Origin of the sequence: Microbacterium suwonense (assembly GCF_030296555.1) — a bacterium.
GTDB lineage: Bacteria > Actinomycetota > Actinomycetes > Actinomycetales > Microbacteriaceae > Microbacterium > Microbacterium suwonense.
This window is the reverse complement of the sequence record NZ_AP027728.1, coordinates 2923408-2939827: the sequence shown is the minus strand read 5'-3', so window position 1 is coordinate 2939827 and position 16420 is coordinate 2923408. Positions and strand designations below refer to the sequence as shown.

Below are 16420 nucleotides of genomic sequence, written 5' to 3'. Positions count from 1 at the left end.
GCACGCTGCACGCTGCCGTCTCTCTCCGCTCACGTGGCGCAACACGCCGTGACGCCCCGGGACGATACGGCGTGTTGCGCCACGTGAAGCAAGAAGGAAGGGCGCCCGGACGGCGTCAGCGGGCAGGCAGGTCGCGGGCAGGCAGGTCGCGGGCGAGCCTCCGGCCGGCCTCGTGCAGCCAGCGGGTGGGCTCGGCAAGAGCGGATGCCGGGGATCCGGCGAGCTCGGTCAGAGACACCGATACAGCGAACGGCCCCGTGTCGGCATCCGTGGTGATCCGCCCGGCGACCAGCGCTGCGCGCGCGCCGGCATTCGCGGCGAGCGCCGCGACGAACGACGGAACCTTCCCGTCGCCGGACTGTCCGTCGTAGGATCCTTCGCCGGTCACGACCACGTCGGACCCGGCGACGGCATCCGCGAGCCCGATCAATCGGGCGACCTCCTCCGCGCCGGGCAGCAGCCGGGCACCCCAGGCGACCAGGGCGCCGCCGACTCCTCCGGCCGCACCGGCTCCGGGAACCGTGGCGTCGAGGTCGAGCAGCTCCGCCAGCCGCGCCAAGCCGGCATCGGCGGCCGCACGATCTGCGGCATCCGTCAGCCCCTTCTGCGGGCCGAACACCTCGGCGGCGCCGCGGGGGCCGGTGAGCGGGTTGGTGACGTCGGTGAGCACGAGCACTTCCGGTGCCGCACGCAGTGCGCTCAGGTCGACGCTCGCGAGTGCCGAGAGACCACGAGCACCGGGGGCGATCGACTGGCCGGCCCGATCGAGGAATCGCGCACCCAGGGCGCGCAGCATCCCGGTGCCGCCGTCGGTGGACGCGCTGGATCCGATTCCGAGCACGAGGCGCGAGACGCCGTGGTCGAGTGCCGCGGCGACAGCCTGGCCGAAGCCGGTCGTGTCGACGTCCCACGGGCGCAGCTGGTCGAGCAGTTCGATGCCCGACGTCGAGGCAAGGTCGATCACGGCGGTGCCGTGCGGGGCGTCGTCGGATGCCTGCAGCAGCAGCCACGAGGTGTCGACTGGCACGCCGGCCGGGCCGGTGACGATGATCGGCATCCGCTCGGCATCCGGCACAGCCGCAGCGAACGCGGCCACGGTGCCTTCTCCGCCATCGGCCATCGGACGCAGCACGATCTGCGCTTCTGGGTCCACGTCGCGCCACGCGTCAGCAAGCACCCGCGCGGCTTCCGCCGCCGTGATCGTGCCCTTGAAGCTGTCGGGTGCGAAGACGACGCGCATCAGAGAGCTCTCCCCCACGTCCAGGTCGCAGAAATGGCCGCTGAATCCGCCACGAAGCGGCATCCATTGCGACCTGGAGCGTCGGTCATCGCCCGACTCCGGGGGTGCTGTCGCGTACGAGCACCTCGAGGTCCAGGGCGGGCTGAGTCCAGTCGGCATCCACGGTGGCCCGGAACGCCTGGTAGCCGAGCTCGCTGAGCGGCACGTGCACGGTGGTCAGCTGCGGGGAGACGTCGCGGCTGACCGGCACGTCGTCGAACCCGCACACGGCGATGTCGGCGCCCACCGTGCGGCCGGCCTCGCGGATCGCGGTCATCGCGCCGATTGCGATGACATCGCTCAGCGCGAAGACCAGTGTGCCCTCGTCGACGCCCTCCTTCAGCGCGTCCGCCATCACCGCCGCCCCCGATTCGCGCTGGAACGCGCCACGGTGCACGCGAACGACTTCGCCGCCGCCGGTCGCGAATCCGGCGGTGAATCCTGAGAGGCGATCATCGGAGGTGCGCATGCCCTCTGCCGCGCCGATCGCGATCGCGCGCCGGTAGCCGAGGGCCGACATCGCGCGCCCCAGCTGCTCGGCGCCGCCGCGGTTATCGATGCGGACGCTGCGATCACCGCCGGGCCCGAAGGTGACGGTGCGGCTGCCCAGCGCCCGGAACGCGGCGAGCTCCTCGGCGACTCCGGCGTTCGCACCACGGTCTTCGTCGTCGGCACCCGCTGCGGTGCCTCCGGAGCTCGATCCCCCGTCGGTGGCACGGGATGCGGCCAGGATCACTCCGCGCGGTCGCTGTCCGCGCAGGGCATGCAGAATGCGCACCTCGCGCTGGGGTTCGCGCTCGGTGATCGCGACCGTGACGACCAGGCCCTCCTCGTCGGCGCCACGCGCGACGCCCGAGGCGATCAGACCGAAATACGGGTCGGCGATGTCGGCGACCAGCAGCGCGATCACCTGTGAGGTTCCGCGGGCGATCGCCTGCGCGGAGATGTTCGGGGTGTACCCCAGCTCGGCGGCCGCGAGCTCGACCTTCACGCGGAACGAGTCGGCGACCTTGCGCTCCGAGCCGTTCAGCACCCGCGACGCCGTGGCCAGGGAGACGCCTGCGACCCGCGCGACGTCGTGAAGGGTGGGAGCTGCGCTCGTGCGCAGGCCGTCAGCGGTCATAGGTCGAGCCTATCGATGGGCACCGCTTCTCCCTCCCGTATCGGATCGCATCGCAGCCTGTGTCATGCGGCGAGCCAGCGGCGCAGGGTCGCCGCTTCCGAGGCGAGCAGGGCAGGGTCGTCGTCGGGCACGAACTCCAGCAGTGCGTCGCGCGGCGGTGCGGGCAGAGCGGATGCCGCGGTGCACAGACCCCGCCACAGCTCCTCCCGCTCGTGCAGGCGCAGGCGCTCCGCATCCGGCCACCACGAGAACACGTGCACGGCACTGGTGTGCGCGGCCAGTGCGTCGAACTCGGCGAGTGCGTCGGCGTCCGCCGCACCGACCGACGGCTGCCAATACGTCGACAGCGCCGCGCTGCCGACGTCTGCGAGCAGGCGCAGCACGGCATCCGGGTCGTCGGCCACCGTGCCCCGGTGATACTCGAGTGCGAGGGTGATTCCGCGGTCGGATGCCTCGGCTGCGGCCTCCCGCAGCCGCCCGACGATCCGCGCGTACTCCTCCGGCATCGCATCCGCCGAGTCGACGCGACCGGCCCAGATGCGCACCCGATCCGCACCGAGTGCCTCGGCGCTGTCGAGGATCGGGGTGAGCACCTCGTCGGCCCCGACACGGAAGTAGGAGCCGTACGAGCAGACGGCGAGCCCGGCATCCGTCGTCACGCGAGCGACCTGCGCTGCCCGCGCGACATCGCCCGGCGGCACGTGCACATCGCCGCCCCACTCGATCACCTCGAGCCCGGCATCCGCCGCGAGCGGCACGATCTGCTCCGGTGTGAGCTGCCGGAACGTCACCGAGCACAGTCCTGGTCGCATCGGGTTCTCCTCCCCGTCCGTTGATGTAGCGCAAATTGCTCCGTCTGGGCCCGCGTCGCAGCAACTTGAGCTACACGAAATCACAGATGAGGGCTGATCGCCTCGGTAAAGGACCGCGCAGTGCGCGCGACGACCGAGGCCGGGTCGTCGGCCCAGATGTCGGCGTTGAAGATCTCCACCTCGATGTCGCCGGTGTAGCCGGTGTCGACCACCGCGCGGGTGAGCGAGGCGAAGTCGATCACCCCGTCGCCCATGTAGTGCCGGGCGAGCAGCACATCGGCGGGCAGCGGCGTGGCCCAGTCGCACACCTGGTAGGTGGCGATGCGGCCCTCGCATCCGGCGCGGGCGATCTGCTCGAGCACCTGCGGATCCCACCAGATGTGGAAGGTGTCCACCGCCGCACCGACGACCTCGGAGGGGAAGTCGGATGCGATGTCGAGAGCCTGACCGAGCGTGGAGACCACGGCCCGATCGGACACGTACATCGGATGCAGGGGCTCGACCGCCAGAGTTACCCCGGCGCTCTGCGCATAAGGCGCCAGCCGGCCGAGTGCATCCCGCACGCGCTCGCGGGCGCCGATGAGGTCGCGGGATCCCTCCGGCAGGCCACCGGCGACGAGCACGAGCACGGCGGCGGACCCCTCGGCACCGGCGGCGGCCAGCGTCGCGGTCTCGTCGATCGCCCGGCGGTTGTCATCCAGAGCCGCGATGCGCTCGGGGCCCTCGGGCAGCGTGAAGAATCCGCCCCGGCAGTGGCTGGAGAAGCGCAGACCGGAATCCGCCAGCATCCGTGCGGCTGTGTCGAGGCCGACCTCGTTCACCGGTTCGCGCCACAGGCCGATGGACTGCACCCCGGCATCCGCCGTCACCCGCAGCGCGGTGGCGAGGTCGGCGTGCTTGATGGTCGCCTGGTTGATCGACAGGCGGGGGTCGGCCGACACTTGTCGGCTCAAATCACGGATGTCGGCGGATTCGGCCGGTTTTCGACCGACATCCGTCTTCTGCGCCGACATCTGTGGCGAGGCCGGGGTGAAGGCGAGGTCGGGCGAGCCGGGCGCGGGCGAGTCGGGGGCGTTCATGCGTCCACTCCGTTCAGTCGCAGCATGCCGTGCCAGCGCTCACGCGCGAGCTCGGGGTTCTCCAGGGCGAGCGAGGCGTTGGCCAGCTCGACGATCCGTGACAGGTGCGGCAGACTGCGCGCGGAGTGCAGGCCGCCGACCATCTGGAACGCGGGCTGGTGATCGTTCAGCCAGGCCAGGAACGCGACGCCGGTCTTGTAGTAGAACGTGGGCGCGGCGAACACCTGGCGGCTCAGCTCCTCGGTTGGTCCGAGAATGCGCTGGTACGCCGCCGCGTCTCCGGCATCCAGCGCCTGGATCGCCGCGGATGCCACCGGTGTGATCGCCGCGAAGGCACCAAGCAGGGCGTCGGAGTGCCCGTCGCCCTCCCCGACCGTGTCTCCACCGATCAGCGAGACGTAGTTGAAGTCGTCGCCGGTGAACATTCGCACGCCCTCAGGCAGCCGGGAGCGCACCGAGATCTCGCTCTCGGCGTTCAGCAGGCTCATCTTCACGCCCGCGACCTTGCCGGGGTTCTCGGCGATGATATCCAGCAGCACCTCCGATGCGGCAGGCCATTCGGAGGAGCCGAAGTACCCGGCCAGCTCGGGGTCGAACGCGGTTCCCAGCCAGTGCAGCACGACCGGGGTCGTCGCACGCGAGAGCACTTCGCGGTAGACGCGGCGGTAGTCGTCGGCGCTCGTCGCGACCCGGGCGAGGTGACGGGATGCCATCAGCACAGGCCCCGCGCCCTGCTCTTCGGTGAACTCCAGCTGCGAGCGGTACGCGTCGATCACGGCATCCAGCGAGATGACGGCATCCTCGACGTGGTCGGTGTTGACGCCCACGACCACCGAGCCGCCCTCCTCGCGCGCCACCTGGGCGCTGCGGGCGATCAGCTCGCGGGTCGCCGCGGCATCCAGCCCCATATTGCGCTGCGCGGTGTCCATGGCATCCGCCACGCCCAGCCCCCACGAGTACACGTTCCGCCGGAACGCGAGCGTGGAATCCCAGTCGATGTCGGCGGGCCGCTCCGGGGTGTTGTCGCCCCACACGACGGGTACGACATGCGCGGCCGCGTAGGCGACGCGCGAGCGCAGCGGCGTGGCCGGCCGGGTGCGCCCGCCGGAGTCGTTCAGCTCGGCATCCGAGAGCCCACCGGATGCCGACAGCAGACGGATCGTGCTCACAGCGACAGCTTCTCGATCGCGATCTTGCGCCCCTCGGCGCTGGAGGCGAGGCCCGCCTCGGCGAACTGCACCCCGCGGGCACCGGCGAGCAGGTCGAAGGCGTAGTCGGTGCCGAGCACGTACGAGGTCAGGTACTCCTCCCACTGCTGACGGAAGCCGTTGAGGAACACCTCGTTCGTCGGCACCTGCTGCCAGTCGGCGTCGTAGTCGTGCGTGTCCTCGATGTCGGGATTCCAGACCGGCTTGGGGGTGGCGCCTCGCGGCTGGATCTTGGCGCCGAAGAGTCCCACCACGGCTGATCCGTGCGTGCCGTCGACCTGGAACTCGACGAGCTCGTCGCGGTTCACGCGCACCGTCCACGAGGAGTTGATCTCGGCGATGATGCCGCCCTCCAGCTCGAAGATGCCGTAGGCGGCGTCTTCGGCGGTGGCGTCGTAGTGCTCGCCCTTCTCATCCCAGCGATCGGCGATGTGCACGGCTGCCTGCGCGTACACCGAGCGCACCTCGCCGAACAGGTTCTCGAGCACGTAGTTCCAGTGCGGGAACATGTCGCTGATGATGCCGCCGCCGTCCTCGGTGCGGTAGTTCCAGCTCGGGCGCTGCGCGGGCTGCCAGTCGCCCTCGAACACCCAGTAGCCAAACTCGCCGCGCACCGAGAGGATGCGGCCGAAGAAGCCGGAGTCGATCAGGCGCTTGAGCTTCTGCAGACCCGGCAGGTAGAGCTTGTCGTGCACGACGCCCGTCTTCACCCCGGCATCCTTCGCCAGGCGTGCCACCTCGAGCGCCTCGTCCAGCGACTCGGCGGTGGGCTTCTCGGTGTAGATGGCCTTGCCAGCGGAGATGGCCTTGCGGATCGCGCTGGCGCGAGCCTTGGTCACGAGGAAGTCGGCGTAGATCTCCCACTGCGGGTCGGCGAGGGCTGCGTCGAGGTCGGTGGTGTAGTCGTCGATGCCATGCCGGGATGCGAGCTCGGCGAGCTTCTCTTCATTGCGGCCGACGAGGATCGGCTTGACGGTGACCTTCGAACCGTCGGGCAGCTCGATGCCGCCCTGGTCGCGGATCGCGAGGATCGAGCGCACCAGGTGCTGCCGGTAGCCCATGCGTCCGGAGACGCCGTTCATGATGATGCCGATCTCGCGCACGTTCGCCATGGTGGTTCCGTTCTGTCGTTCGGGAGTCTGTCGCGCCCCGGCGATGTCGGTAAGCGCTTTCCCACAGCGTAGCCAGCCGTTGACGCCAGCGCAAGCACCAACCCCGAGCCCGCCCCGCAACCCCGCCCCGCAACCCCGTCCCGCAACCCCGTCTATTTGGCGCTCGTGCACACCTTCACCGGCGTGTCGCGTGCATGGGCGCCAAATAGACGGGTTCTGAGGAGGGTCAGCCCCCGAGGGCGTGCAGCAGGTCGGCGAAGTGATCGAGGTCGTCGGCCGACCAGGTGCGCAGCCGCTCGCCGATGCGGCCCTCGTAGTTGGCGCGCGCGATCGCGACGCGCTCCTTCGCGAGATCGGTGGCGACCAGCTTGCGCGCACGCCGATCGTCGGGATCGCGGATGCTGTCGACCAGCCCGAGCTCGGTCAGCTGGCGCACGTGCCTGCTGACGACTGACTTGTCCACCTGCAGGCGCTCGATGATCTTCCCCGCGGTGGTCGCCTCTTCGCTGATGACCGAGACGAGCACCTGATACCCCAGCGCCGGCAGCTCGGGATGCACCGTCGCCGCCGCCTCCCGCCAGCCGATCCGGATGCGGGCGAACAGCCGCCCGAACTCCCGCTCCACCCGGATGACGGCCTCGTCGCGGCGCACGGCGCCCGCCCCGGCCGCGGCCGACTCGCCGGCCCCGGAAGGCGCGGCGGTATCATCCGGCTGGGTGCTCATAGGCGTCAGTTTACGGCGAAGCCCCCGGCTCCGATCGGGAGCCGGGGGCACGCGCAGCGGATGCCGGGAGCCGGCGCTGTGAGCGTCAGGGCCGTGCCGTCGAGGCCCGACACCACGGACGTCAGATCTCGGCGAGCAGCCGGAAGGCCTTCGACGCGGCCGCCACCTCTTCGGGTGTCAGTTCAGCGAGCACGGATCGCATCCGCTCGGCGTTCTCGGCACGCAGCTCGGCGAGCACCTGGTCGGCCGCCGGCGTCGAGGTGAGCACGCGCATACGCCCGTCGCGTTCATCGGGACGCGACTGCAGAAGGCCGGCATCCTCCAGCATCCGGATCTGCCTGCTCACCAGCGACTTGTCCATCTCGAACAACTCGGCCAACCGATGCGCGTTCGCGTCGCCGGTGCGGGCGATGTACGCCAGCAGCTTGTAGCCAGAAGGCTGCAGGTCGGGATGCACCCGCAGTGCGGACTCCTTCCACAGCGTCCGGGCGCGCGCGAAGATCAGGTTCAGATGCCCCTGGAAGTCCGCGAGCACGTCGTCGGCGGTCTCGGACACCATGTCAGCGTTCCTGCTCCGACTCCGGCTCCTCACGCTCGAGCAGCATCACCGAACCGGCGTGCGCTGCTGCCGCCCCATCCACGACACGCACGCTGCCCGTCGTGGCCCCGACCTCGGCGCCGGCGACGTCGATCGCGGATTCCTCGGCCTGCTCACGCAGCTGCTCGGCGGAGTTCTTCGTCGACAGCGGCTTGTTGCGGATGAACGCGATCGCGAGCACCCCGATCACGGCCAGCGGGATGGCGACCATGAAGGCATCGGCGACGCCGTGGCCGTAGGCGGACTCCACAACGGTGCGGATGCTGTGCGGCAGGTCGCCCACGCTCGGCACGTTGCCGGAGGCGAGGTGCTTGAGCGCTTCGACCTCATCGGCGGAGCTGGGCACGAACTTCCCGAGCCCGTCCTTGATGTAGGTGGCGACGTTGGTCGCGAGGATGGAGCCCATGATCGTCACGCCGATCGTGCCGGCGATGGTGCGGAAGAAGTTCACGCCCGACGAGGCGGCACCCAGCTGCTGCGGCGGGGTGTCGTTCTGCACGATGAGGGTGAGGTTCTGCATGACCATGCCGAGTCCTGCGCCGAGGACGAACATGTACGTCGCGACGAGGACGAACGGGGTGTCGTAGCGCAGCGTCGACATCAAGCTGACGCCCACCAGGGCGAGCGCGGAGCCCAGCAGCATCCAGCCCTTCCACTTGCCGAAGCGGCTGACCAGCTGCCCGATGATGATCGAGGCGCCCATCTGCCCGACGATCATCGGGATCGTCATCAGACCGGACTCGGTGGGTGTGGCGCCGCGGGCCAGCTGGAAGTACTGGGCCAGGAACACCGCGGTGGCGAACATCGAGACGCCGATCGCGATGGAGGCGACCACCGACAGCGTGAACGTGCGGTTGCGGAACAGTGACATCGGGATGATCGGCTCTTTCACGACGATCTCGACGATCACGAAGGCGATGATGGCGATGCCGGATCCGATCGCGAGCGCGTAGCTGGTGACCGAGTTCCAGTCGAACTGCGAGCCGCCCATCGACACCCAGATCAGCAGCCCGGAGACGCCGACCATGAGCAGCACGATGCCGAGGTAGTCGATCGAGACCTTGACGTTCTGCGGCTTGGGCAGGTGCAAGGTGACCTGCAGCAGGATGAGGGCGATCACGGCGAAGGGGACGCCGACGAAGAAGTTGGCGCGCCAGCCCCAGACGTCGGTGATGAAGCCGCCCAGCAGCGGGCCACCGATCGTTGCGAGGGCCATGATGCCGCCGACGACGCCCATGTACTTGCCGCGCTCGCGCGGGGAGATGATCAGGGCGACCGCGACCATGACCAGCGACATCAGGCCGCCGACGCCGACACCCTGGATGACGCGCACGGCGATGAGCATGTTGGTGTCGGTGGAGAATCCGGCGATCACGGTGCCGGCGGTGAACAGCACCAGCGAGAGCTGCACGAGCACCTTGCGGTCGACGAGGTCGGCCAGCTTGCCCCAGATCGGGGTGGTGACCGCGGTCGCCAGCAGGCTCGCGGTGATGACCCAGGTGTACTGCGCCTGGGTTCCGCCGAGGTCGGCGATGATGACGGGCAGCGACGTCGAGACGACCGTGCCGGAGAGCACGGCGACGAACATGCCGACGATGAGGCCGGAGATCGCGGTGAAGACCTCGCGGGCCGAGCGCACGGCGTCGGTCGAGGATGGTGCGATGGAAGTCAAAAGGGGAATGCTCCTGAACAGAGAGATGGTTGATCTTCGTCAACGATACACGATTAGTTGATGTTCCTCAACCATTGCCCTCGATCAACTATTCCCGCACAGGGCGCCCGATTCCTTCCCGCACCGGGCACCCGATCACACCGCGGCGGTCGACTCCCGCGGATGCAGCACCGGGATCACCTGCACGCGCTCCACCGGGCGCGACGGCCCCTCGGCCAGCCGTGCCAGCATCACCTCGACGGCACGCCGGCCGACATGCTGCTTGGGCGGGCGCAGCGCGGTGATCGGCGGGGCGCCGTTCTCGGCGACCTCGTCGTCGTAGGCGATCAGCGACAGATCCTCGGGCAGCGACCAGCCCCGATCGAGCGCGTTCTGCTGCACGAGCAGCGCCTGTGGGTCGGAGTGGATCAGCATGGCCGTCGTGTCGGTCTCACGCAGCCGGTCGAGCATCGACTCCACCAGCACGGTGCGCTCGGGACCCTCCATGTGATCGAGCGCCGCATTCAGATCGAGTGTCTCGTGCAGCCCCAGTTCGTCGACGGCCTTCGCCCATCCCCGGCGCAGCTGCCAGGATGTCGGCGAACGCTCGGACGTGAGGATGCCCACCGACCGGTGCCCCAGCGCCGCCAGGTGCGCTGCGGCCAGATAGCCGCCGTACACGTGGTCGCTGCTGACCCACTCCAGCCGGGTGAGGCCGAGGGATGCCGGGGCCTGGCGCTCGACGAGCACCACGGGCACGGGCAGCTGCTCCAGCCAGCTGAGCAGGGCGTGCCCGTCCGGGCCCTGGTTCTCGGGCGCGACGATCAGGCCGTGGAAGCCGCCGGAATCGACCATCGAGCTGATCTGGCGGCGCTGATCGGCCGCCTCGTAGCTCGCGCCGCGCAGCACGAGCTGCACGCCGAGCTCGGTGGCCGAGGCGCGCGCGCCGATCACGATCTGCGGCCAGTAGTAGTTCAGCGACGGCACCACCATCCCCACCCGGTAACGCGGCCCGGCCGCCGACGCACGGGGCGCGACCGTCGTGTCGAGCCGACTGCGCAGCGTCGCGCCGCCGTGCACGCGGGTCACCAGACCGCGATCGGCGAGCTCACCGATGTCGCGCCGGATGGTCAGCTCCGACACCCCGAACTCCCGGGCCAGGTCAGCCACGCGCACTGCTCCGGCCACCCGCAGCTCGTCCATGATGCGCTCGCGCCGGGCGATCCCGAACACCGGCCGCGACTCCGACTCCGTCATCGTGCCTCTCCCCTCATCTCCCACATCCGTGCGGATGCCGGTGCGAACAGCATCCGGGTCACCCGCTCTCCCCACGACCGCCGCAGGTACGGGTCGTCGACCTCCACGGTCTCGAACTGCACGTCAGCGGCCTCGAAGTTCAGCAGCAGATCGCGGGCCCCAGCTCGGCCCGGCACGCGCACGCCGTCGCCCGCCCGCTCCGGCGCTCCCGCGCACACCACGACGATCCGCGTCGCCGGATCGGCGAGGACCTCGCTCTCATCGCGCACGCTGATCCCGGCATCCGTCACGCGCACGGTGCGGATCCAGCGCTCCCGTCCGGGGTACGACTCAGTCAGGTCCAGGCGCCATCCGTCGTCGATGACGGCGGCGCCGGCCCGCCACTGCGCTCCGGGCAGCTGCGCCGCGCCACGCGGAAGCGGCGTGCTGTGCCAGTCCGAGCGCATGTTCCACAGCTCGTAGCGCCGGTCTGAGAAGGTCTCGGCCCGGTAGGTCGCACGCCCCAGGTCGGGCAGCAACGGGATGCCGTCGACGGCGACGGCGATGGAGCCGAGGTCGTTGTGATTGTGGTTCTCGCCGTTGTGCCCGCTCTTGACGACGACGGTCAGGCCCGCCCGCTCACGGATGCCGACGCCGATCGAGGCGAGAAAGACGCCGTCCTTCGCGCGCGGCTGCGCCGCAGGCGGAGCGGATGCCGGATGCTGCGCTGGCACGACGCCGGAGCTCAGATCGGAGATCTCCGCGAGCATGCGGCCGAGGCCCGCGTGCACGCCCTCGTCCAGTCCGCACAGCGACGGCTCCTCCCGTCCGGCGCGCTCTGCCAGGGCGAACTCCGCGACCTCCGGCAGTCCGCACAGCATCGCCGCACGGTGCAGCACATGCCAGGGTGTGCCCTCGTCGGCGCGGGCTTCGGCATCCGAGAAGCTGGCGAACCAGCCCGGCCCGACCTGCATCCGCTGCGGGAATCTCGCCAGCTCCGCGAGCGGGGCCAGCGCACCGTCGCGCGTCTCGGCGGCGACTGACCCGTCGGTGAGTGTGTCCAGCACCGCCAGCGCGTCGAATGCCCGGCCCGCACCCTGCCACCAGTAGCCGAAGCCCTCGTCGATGGCGCCGTCGGCGGGGAGCTGGGCCAGATAGCGATCCAGACCGTCCACACAGCGGTCCATCACCCGCGCGCGCAGCGGCGGCGCGGCGAACGCGACGGCTGCCACCAGCAGGTTCCCGTGGATCCACGGCGCCCAGTTGTGCACGTGCCCCTCGTCGCCCTCCCAGTGCCAGGCGCGTTCGACGAACGGCTCCAGCACGCACGTGCGCGCCTCATGCCCCAGCCGCTCGCGCAGCCCGGGAGCGTGCTGTTCCAGTTCCGTGCCGATCAGCAGAGTCGACCAGGCGAGCAGGGCGACGTCCTCTCCGGCGCCGAGATCGACGAACGGATGCCGGGGATCGGGCACCCGCAGCCCCCGCGAGAACACGTCGTCGTGCGCGGGCCAGCACCAGGTGGACTGCTCGACCTTCAGCCAGAGGCCGTCTGCGGCCTCGAGCAGTCGTTCCTCGGTCGGCTCGATGGCGGCGGCGAGAACCGCCAGCCGCGTGCGCCGGTTGCGCAGGAACAGGGCGTGCTCGTACGCCGAGCGATCGCCCGTGCGCGGGTATGCGCTCCAGTCCTGCAGACGCGGCTGCGGCCAGGCGGCGTCGCGCAGCCGATCGGCCTCGCCGATGATCAGCAGGCGGGTGCGCTCATCGACTCCGTCCCAGAACACCCGGTCCGATGCGGGCGCAGCGAGGATCGCGTCGTCGGCCGCTTCGCTGTGCGACCAGAGGTCGAGCAGCGCGCCTCGGCGGATCAGCATCCGTCCTCCTGGTTGAATCTTCATGTTCGAGTGAGAATTATTGCTTTCGAATCAGTTGCGTATGAATGGATGATCAGTCTTCACTGGGAGTGCCCTCTCACACAAGGGGACGGCCACGCGAACCTCGAGGGAGAACCACATGCCCCCATCCCGCCCCCGGGCACACGCGGTCATGTCGACCGAGACGTTCGAGCTGCTCTTCGACGACGCCCGGCGCGCGAGGTTCGCCGCCCTGGCGGATGTGCGCACGCCGATGCACATCGCCGACCTGTCGGATCCGGCACTGGACGGCCTGCTCGCCGAGACCGAGGTGCTCGTGACGTCGTGGGGGGCGCCGCGCTTCGACGCGCCGCTGCTGGATCGGATGCCGCGACTGCGCGCGGTCTTCCACGCGGCCGGCAGCATCCGCCACCTCGTCTCGGCGGAGTTCTGGGAGCGCGGCATCCGCATCACCACCGCCGCCGACGCCAACGCCGTTCCGGTGGCCGAGTTCACCCTCGCCGCCATCCTGCTGGCCGGCAAGCGCGCACTGGTGCAGGTGCGCACCCCTTCACTGGGCGAGGCGGACTGGGGCGGCAACCTGCGCCAGCATACGATCGGCAACCTGGACCGCTCCGTGGGCGTGGTGGGCTTCTCCCGCATCGGCCGGCGCGTCGTGGATCTGCTGCGCCCGTTCTCCGGACTGCGGGTGCTGGTCGCCGACCCCTTCGCCGACCCCGCGGAGGTCGCCGCGGCGGGAGCGGAGCTCGTGCCGCTGCCTGAGATGCTCCCCCGGGTGGCCGTGCTCTCGCTGCACGCGCCGGCGCTGCCGTCGACGCACCACATGATCTCGGCCGCAGAGCTGGCGGCGCTTCCCGACGGCGCAACGGTGATCAACACCGCCCGTGGTGCACTGCTCGACCACGACGCCCTGCTCGCGGAATGCCGCACCGGGCGCATCGACGCGATCCTGGATGTGACCGACCCCGAGCCGCTGCCGCTCTCGTCGCCGCTGCTCGAGCTGCCCAACGTCGCGATCACGCCGCACCTGGCGGGATCCCTGGGCACGGAGACGCGCAGGCTCACCGACTCCGCCCTGGACGAGCTCGCCGCATACGCCGCGGATGCCCCGCTGCTCCACCCGATGGATTCCGCCTCCCTCGGCCGCAGCGCGTAGCCGCCCGTTTCCTCACGCCCTTGAGAGACCACGCTCACGCCGGCGCTTCGTCCAGCACCGGGCGAAGGCAGTAGCGGCCGTTCGCCCAGGCCACGTACAGCGCGGGGGCCGCGGTGAGTCCGATCGCGATCGCCGGCATGCTCGCGAACACGCCCAGCTGCACGCCGAGCACCGCGAAGGACAGCAGCTGGAAGTACCAGCGCCGCACACCCAGGTACAGGCCGGCGCGGAGCACATCGCGCAGGCGGGCAGCCGGCACCTCGGCGAGCGCGACGGCACCCAGCAGCCCGGTGGCCGCCACGAGCAGCGTGAGCAGCAGCAGCACCGGCACGACCACGACCGACGCGGTCGTGTCCGACAGTGCGCGCACATCGACCAGCAGCACGACGGCCGCACCCACGACGATCGCGCCCAGTGCGAGCGCCTTGCGCAGCGTGTCGCGCCACACCGCCAGGAACGTGCGCACCACCTGCGTCTCGCCCTCGCCGTACGCCCGGAAGGTGCCGAACGCCGCGGTGAGCGCGGGCGCCGCAAGGGGCGCCACCACCGCGATCAGCGGCCACGAGCGCATCGGATCGGTCGTGATCAGCAGCACCACCAGCGGTGATGCCGTCACGAGCAGGAGCAGGTTCACCATCAGCCCGAGGTACAGCATCCCCAGGATCGCCGCCCAGGTGTCGTGCGTGACGCGCTTCATGGTTCAGCCCTTCATGCCACTGGTGGCGATGCCCTCGACGAAGTACTTCTGGCCGAGCATGAAGATGATCGCGATCGGGACGACCGAGATGCACAGTCCCGCGAACAGCAGCGCGTAGTTCGTGTCGTACAGGTTGGACACGAAGCTCTTCAGCCCCAGCTGGATCGTCCACAGATCGGGATTGCGCAGGTAGATCAGCGGCCCCAGGTAGTCGTTCCAGGTGTTCACGAAGGTCAGCAGCGCCAGGCTCGCGATGGCCGGCACCGACAGCGGCACCATGATGCGCCGCCAGATGCCGTACTCGCTGAGGCCGTCGATCCGCGCCGCCTCGCTGAGCTCCTCCGGGATGGTCTCGTAATACTGCTTCATGAGGAACACGCCGAAGGCGCCGAAGGCCTGGATCAGGATGATCGACCACAGGGTGTTGGACACCTTCAGGTTCGAGAGCAGGATGAACTGCGGGATCATGTACGACTGCCACGGCACGGCGATCGTGCCGACGTACGCGAGGAACAGCACGTCTCGGCCGGGGAACCGCATCCGCGAGAAGCCGTAGGCGGCGAACGATCCGGTGAGCACCTGCAGGAACGTGACCACGACGGCCAGCAGCAGGGTGTTGCGGATCCAGACCATCATCCCGGACTTGGCCCAGATGTCGACGTAGTTCTGCCAGACGAAGGTCTCAGGCCACCAGACGATCGGTGCCGAGAACACCTCGTTCGACGACTTCAGCGAGCTCAGCAGCATCCAGGCGAACGGGGCGAGCAGGCCGATGGCGAAGACGATCAGCGCCGCGTAGCCGAACACGCGTCCTGCCCGTCGTGCTCCGCGACGGCCGCCGGGGGAACGGGGTCGGAGAGGCGCCGCATCCGCTTCTCGCCCGTGACCATGAGCTGGGTCTGCGTCATCAGATGCTCCTCCTCTTGTTCCAGAGGAATTGGGCGATGGTGACGACGATGCACAGGAAGAACAACGCCACCGCGGCCGCCGAGGCGTAGCCGAACTGCGACTCCTCGAAGCCCTTGCGGTAGATGAACTGCGAGAGCACCATGGTCGCCTGCCCCGGTCCGCCCTCGGTCATCACCAGGATGAGGTCGAAGATCTTCAGCGAGTTGATCGTGAGCATGACGGTGACGAAGAACATCGTCGGACGCAGGCATGGCAGGGTCACGTTGACGAACCGCTGCCATGTGTTCGCACCGTCCACGCGCGCGGCCTCGTGCAGCTCGCGCGGCACGGTCTGCAGGCCGGCCAGGAACAGGATCATGTAGTAGCCCATGTCACGCCAGGTGCTCACGATCACCACGGCGGGCAGCGCCCAGTCCTTCGAGGTCAGCCATCCCGGTGGGTTCTCGATCCCTATCGCGCGCAGCACGGCGTTGATCGGGCCGAAGTCGGGGCTGAACAGCAGGTTCCACACCACGGCGATCGCGACGATCGAGGTGATGTAGGGGAAGAAGGCCGCGGTGCGGAAGAAGGCCACGCCGCGCAGCTTGTTGTTCAGCAGCAGCGCGAGCCCGAGCGAGACGACGATGGTCAGCGGGATGTGCATCGCCGAGTAGTAGATGGTGTTCCAGAACGCATTGCGGAAGCTGTTGTCGCCGAGCAGACGCTGGAAGTTGGCAAGGCCGATCCAATCGGCCTTGCCAAAGACGTTCCAGTTGGTGAACGCCATGTAGAACAGGATCACCACCGGCACGAGGGTGAAGGCCGCGAAGCCGGCGAAGTTCGGCAGGATGAACGTCCAGCCGATCAGGGTGCTGCGGCGCACGCGCGCCGAGCGGCGTCGGCGAGGCGACCGGCCCAGGGGCGCCTCGGGTGCGATGGTGCGGGTCATCGGGATTCCTTCATCATGCGCGGATTCCTGCATCGGC

General features: G+C 69.6%; 16 protein-coding genes. 1 reads left to right on the top strand and 15 read right to left on the bottom strand.

Annotated features, from left to right (window positions below):
- Positions 1-115 precede the first annotated feature (115 nt).
- The 11 genes from QUE33_RS14670 to QUE33_RS14620 all read right to left on the bottom strand — a co-directional run bounded on the left by QUE33_RS14670 (position 116) and on the right by QUE33_RS14620 (position 12693).
- Positions 116-1240, bottom strand: a complete 1125-nt coding sequence (locus QUE33_RS14670; protein WP_286303178.1) for a glycerate kinase — start codon at positions 1238-1240, stop codon at positions 116-118.
- Positions 1241-1325: 85 nt separating this feature from the next.
- Positions 1326-2402: a LacI family DNA-binding transcriptional regulator gene (locus QUE33_RS14665; RefSeq protein WP_286300974.1), complete on the bottom strand. Its 1077-nt coding sequence runs from the start codon at positions 2400-2402 to the stop codon at positions 1326-1328.
- Between the two features lie 62 nt (positions 2403-2464).
- Positions 2465-3214, bottom strand: a complete 750-nt coding sequence (locus tag QUE33_RS14660) for a sugar phosphate isomerase/epimerase family protein (protein ID WP_286300972.1) — start codon at positions 3212-3214, stop codon at positions 2465-2467.
- Between the two features lie 80 nt (positions 3215-3294).
- Positions 3295-4155, bottom strand: a complete 861-nt coding sequence (locus QUE33_RS14655; RefSeq protein WP_286303177.1) for a sugar phosphate isomerase/epimerase family protein — start codon at positions 4153-4155, stop codon at positions 3295-3297.
- Between the two features lie 134 nt (positions 4156-4289).
- Positions 4290-5462, bottom strand: coding sequence for a dihydrodipicolinate synthase family protein (locus QUE33_RS14650; RefSeq protein WP_286300970.1), 1173 nt, complete (start codon positions 5460-5462; stop codon positions 4290-4292).
- Positions 5459-6613, bottom strand: a complete 1155-nt coding sequence (locus QUE33_RS14645) for a Gfo/Idh/MocA family protein (protein WP_286300968.1) — start codon at positions 6611-6613, stop codon at positions 5459-5461. Before QUE33_RS14645 ends, QUE33_RS14650 begins: the two co-directional genes overlap by 4 nt.
- A gap of 226 nt (positions 6614-6839) precedes the next feature.
- Positions 6840-7337: a MarR family winged helix-turn-helix transcriptional regulator gene (locus QUE33_RS14640; protein ID WP_286300966.1), complete on the bottom strand. Its 498-nt coding sequence runs from the start codon at positions 7335-7337 to the stop codon at positions 6840-6842.
- A gap of 121 nt (positions 7338-7458) precedes the next feature.
- Entirely contained in the window at positions 7459-7896 is a 438-nt protein-coding gene (locus tag QUE33_RS14635; protein WP_286300965.1) for a MarR family winged helix-turn-helix transcriptional regulator, read from the bottom strand.
- Between the two features lies 1 nt (position 7897).
- Positions 7898-9523 carry an MDR family MFS transporter gene (locus tag QUE33_RS14630; protein WP_434019633.1) on the bottom strand — a complete coding sequence of 542 codons (1626 nt, stop codon included), beginning with the start codon at positions 9521-9523 and terminating at the stop codon, positions 7898-7900.
- Between the two features lie 219 nt (positions 9524-9742).
- On the bottom strand, positions 9743-10843 hold the full coding sequence (locus QUE33_RS14625; protein ID WP_286300961.1) for a substrate-binding domain-containing protein: 1101 nt from the start codon (positions 10841-10843) through the stop codon (positions 9743-9745).
- Positions 10840-12693: a heparinase II/III family protein gene (locus QUE33_RS14620; protein ID WP_286300959.1), complete on the bottom strand. Its 1854-nt coding sequence runs from the start codon at positions 12691-12693 to the stop codon at positions 10840-10842. The genes QUE33_RS14625 and QUE33_RS14620 overlap by 4 nt, the downstream gene beginning before the upstream one ends.
- A 139-nt stretch (positions 12694-12832) precedes the next feature.
- On the opposite strand from QUE33_RS14620, the gene QUE33_RS14615 reads away from it, so the two are divergent.
- Entirely contained in the window at positions 12833-13849 is a 1017-nt protein-coding gene (locus tag QUE33_RS14615) for a hydroxyacid dehydrogenase (protein WP_286300958.1), read from the top strand.
- A gap of 34 nt (positions 13850-13883) precedes the next feature.
- Here QUE33_RS14615 and QUE33_RS14610 read toward each other — a convergent pair whose 3' ends face one another.
- Genes QUE33_RS14610 through QUE33_RS14595 form a run of 4 tightly spaced genes read right to left on the bottom strand, consistent with a single transcriptional unit; the run spans position 13884 to position 16383 of the window.
- Positions 13884-14546, bottom strand: a complete 663-nt coding sequence (locus tag QUE33_RS14610) for a DUF624 domain-containing protein (protein WP_286300957.1) — start codon at positions 14544-14546, stop codon at positions 13884-13886.
- 3 nt (positions 14547-14549) lie between these two features.
- Complete coding sequence (locus tag QUE33_RS14605) at positions 14550-15353, bottom strand: carbohydrate ABC transporter permease (RefSeq protein WP_286300956.1); 804 nt, start codon at positions 15351-15353, stop codon at positions 14550-14552.
- Positions 15332-15454 carry a hypothetical protein gene (locus QUE33_RS14600; protein WP_286300954.1) on the bottom strand — a complete coding sequence of 41 codons (123 nt, stop codon included), beginning with the start codon at positions 15452-15454 and terminating at the stop codon, positions 15332-15334. The genes QUE33_RS14605 and QUE33_RS14600 overlap by 22 nt, the downstream gene beginning before the upstream one ends.
- On the bottom strand, positions 15454-16383 hold the full coding sequence (locus tag QUE33_RS14595; protein WP_286300952.1) for a carbohydrate ABC transporter permease: 930 nt from the start codon (positions 16381-16383) through the stop codon (positions 15454-15456). The genes QUE33_RS14600 and QUE33_RS14595 overlap by 1 nt, the downstream gene beginning before the upstream one ends.
- Positions 16384-16420: the final 37 nt, after the last annotated feature.

Bases quoted from the DNA above. Each gene is read 5' to 3' on its own strand.
- QUE33_RS14670 (WP_286303178.1), bottom strand. From the start codon at position 1,240: ATGCGCGTCGTCTTCGCACCCGACAGCTTCAAGGGCACGATCACGGCG.
- QUE33_RS14665 (WP_286300974.1), bottom strand. From the start codon at position 2,402: ATGACCGCTGACGGCCTGCGCACGAGCGCAGCTCCCACCCTTCACGAC.
- QUE33_RS14660 (WP_286300972.1), bottom strand. From the start codon at position 3,214: ATGCGACCAGGACTGTGCTCGGTGACGTTCCGGCAGCTCACACCGGAG.
- QUE33_RS14645 (WP_286300968.1), bottom strand. From the start codon at position 6,613: ATGGCGAACGTGCGCGAGATCGGCATCATCATGAACGGCGTCTCCGGA.
- QUE33_RS14640 (WP_286300966.1), bottom strand. From the start codon at position 7,337: ATGAGCACCCAGCCGGATGATACCGCCGCGCCTTCCGGGGCCGGCGAG.
- QUE33_RS14635 (WP_286300965.1), bottom strand. From the start codon at position 7,896: ATGGTGTCCGAGACCGCCGACGACGTGCTCGCGGACTTCCAGGGGCAT.
- QUE33_RS14630 (WP_434019633.1), bottom strand. From the start codon at position 9,523: ATGTTCGTCGCCGTGCTCTCCGGCACGGTCGTCTCGACGTCGCTGCCC.
- QUE33_RS14625 (WP_286300961.1), bottom strand. From the start codon at position 10,843: ATGACGGAGTCGGAGTCGCGGCCGGTGTTCGGGATCGCCCGGCGCGAG.
- QUE33_RS14620 (WP_286300959.1), bottom strand. From the start codon at position 12,693: ATGCTGATCCGCCGAGGCGCGCTGCTCGACCTCTGGTCGCACAGCGAA.
- QUE33_RS14615 (WP_286300958.1), top strand. From the start codon at position 12,833: ATGCCCCCATCCCGCCCCCGGGCACACGCGGTCATGTCGACCGAGACG.
- QUE33_RS14610 (WP_286300957.1), bottom strand. From the start codon at position 14,546: ATGAAGCGCGTCACGCACGACACCTGGGCGGCGATCCTGGGGATGCTG.
- QUE33_RS14600 (WP_286300954.1), bottom strand. From the start codon at position 15,454: ATGACGCAGACCCAGCTCATGGTCACGGGCGAGAAGCGGATGCGGCGC.
- QUE33_RS14595 (WP_286300952.1), bottom strand. From the start codon at position 16,383: ATGACCCGCACCATCGCACCCGAGGCGCCCCTGGGCCGGTCGCCTCGC.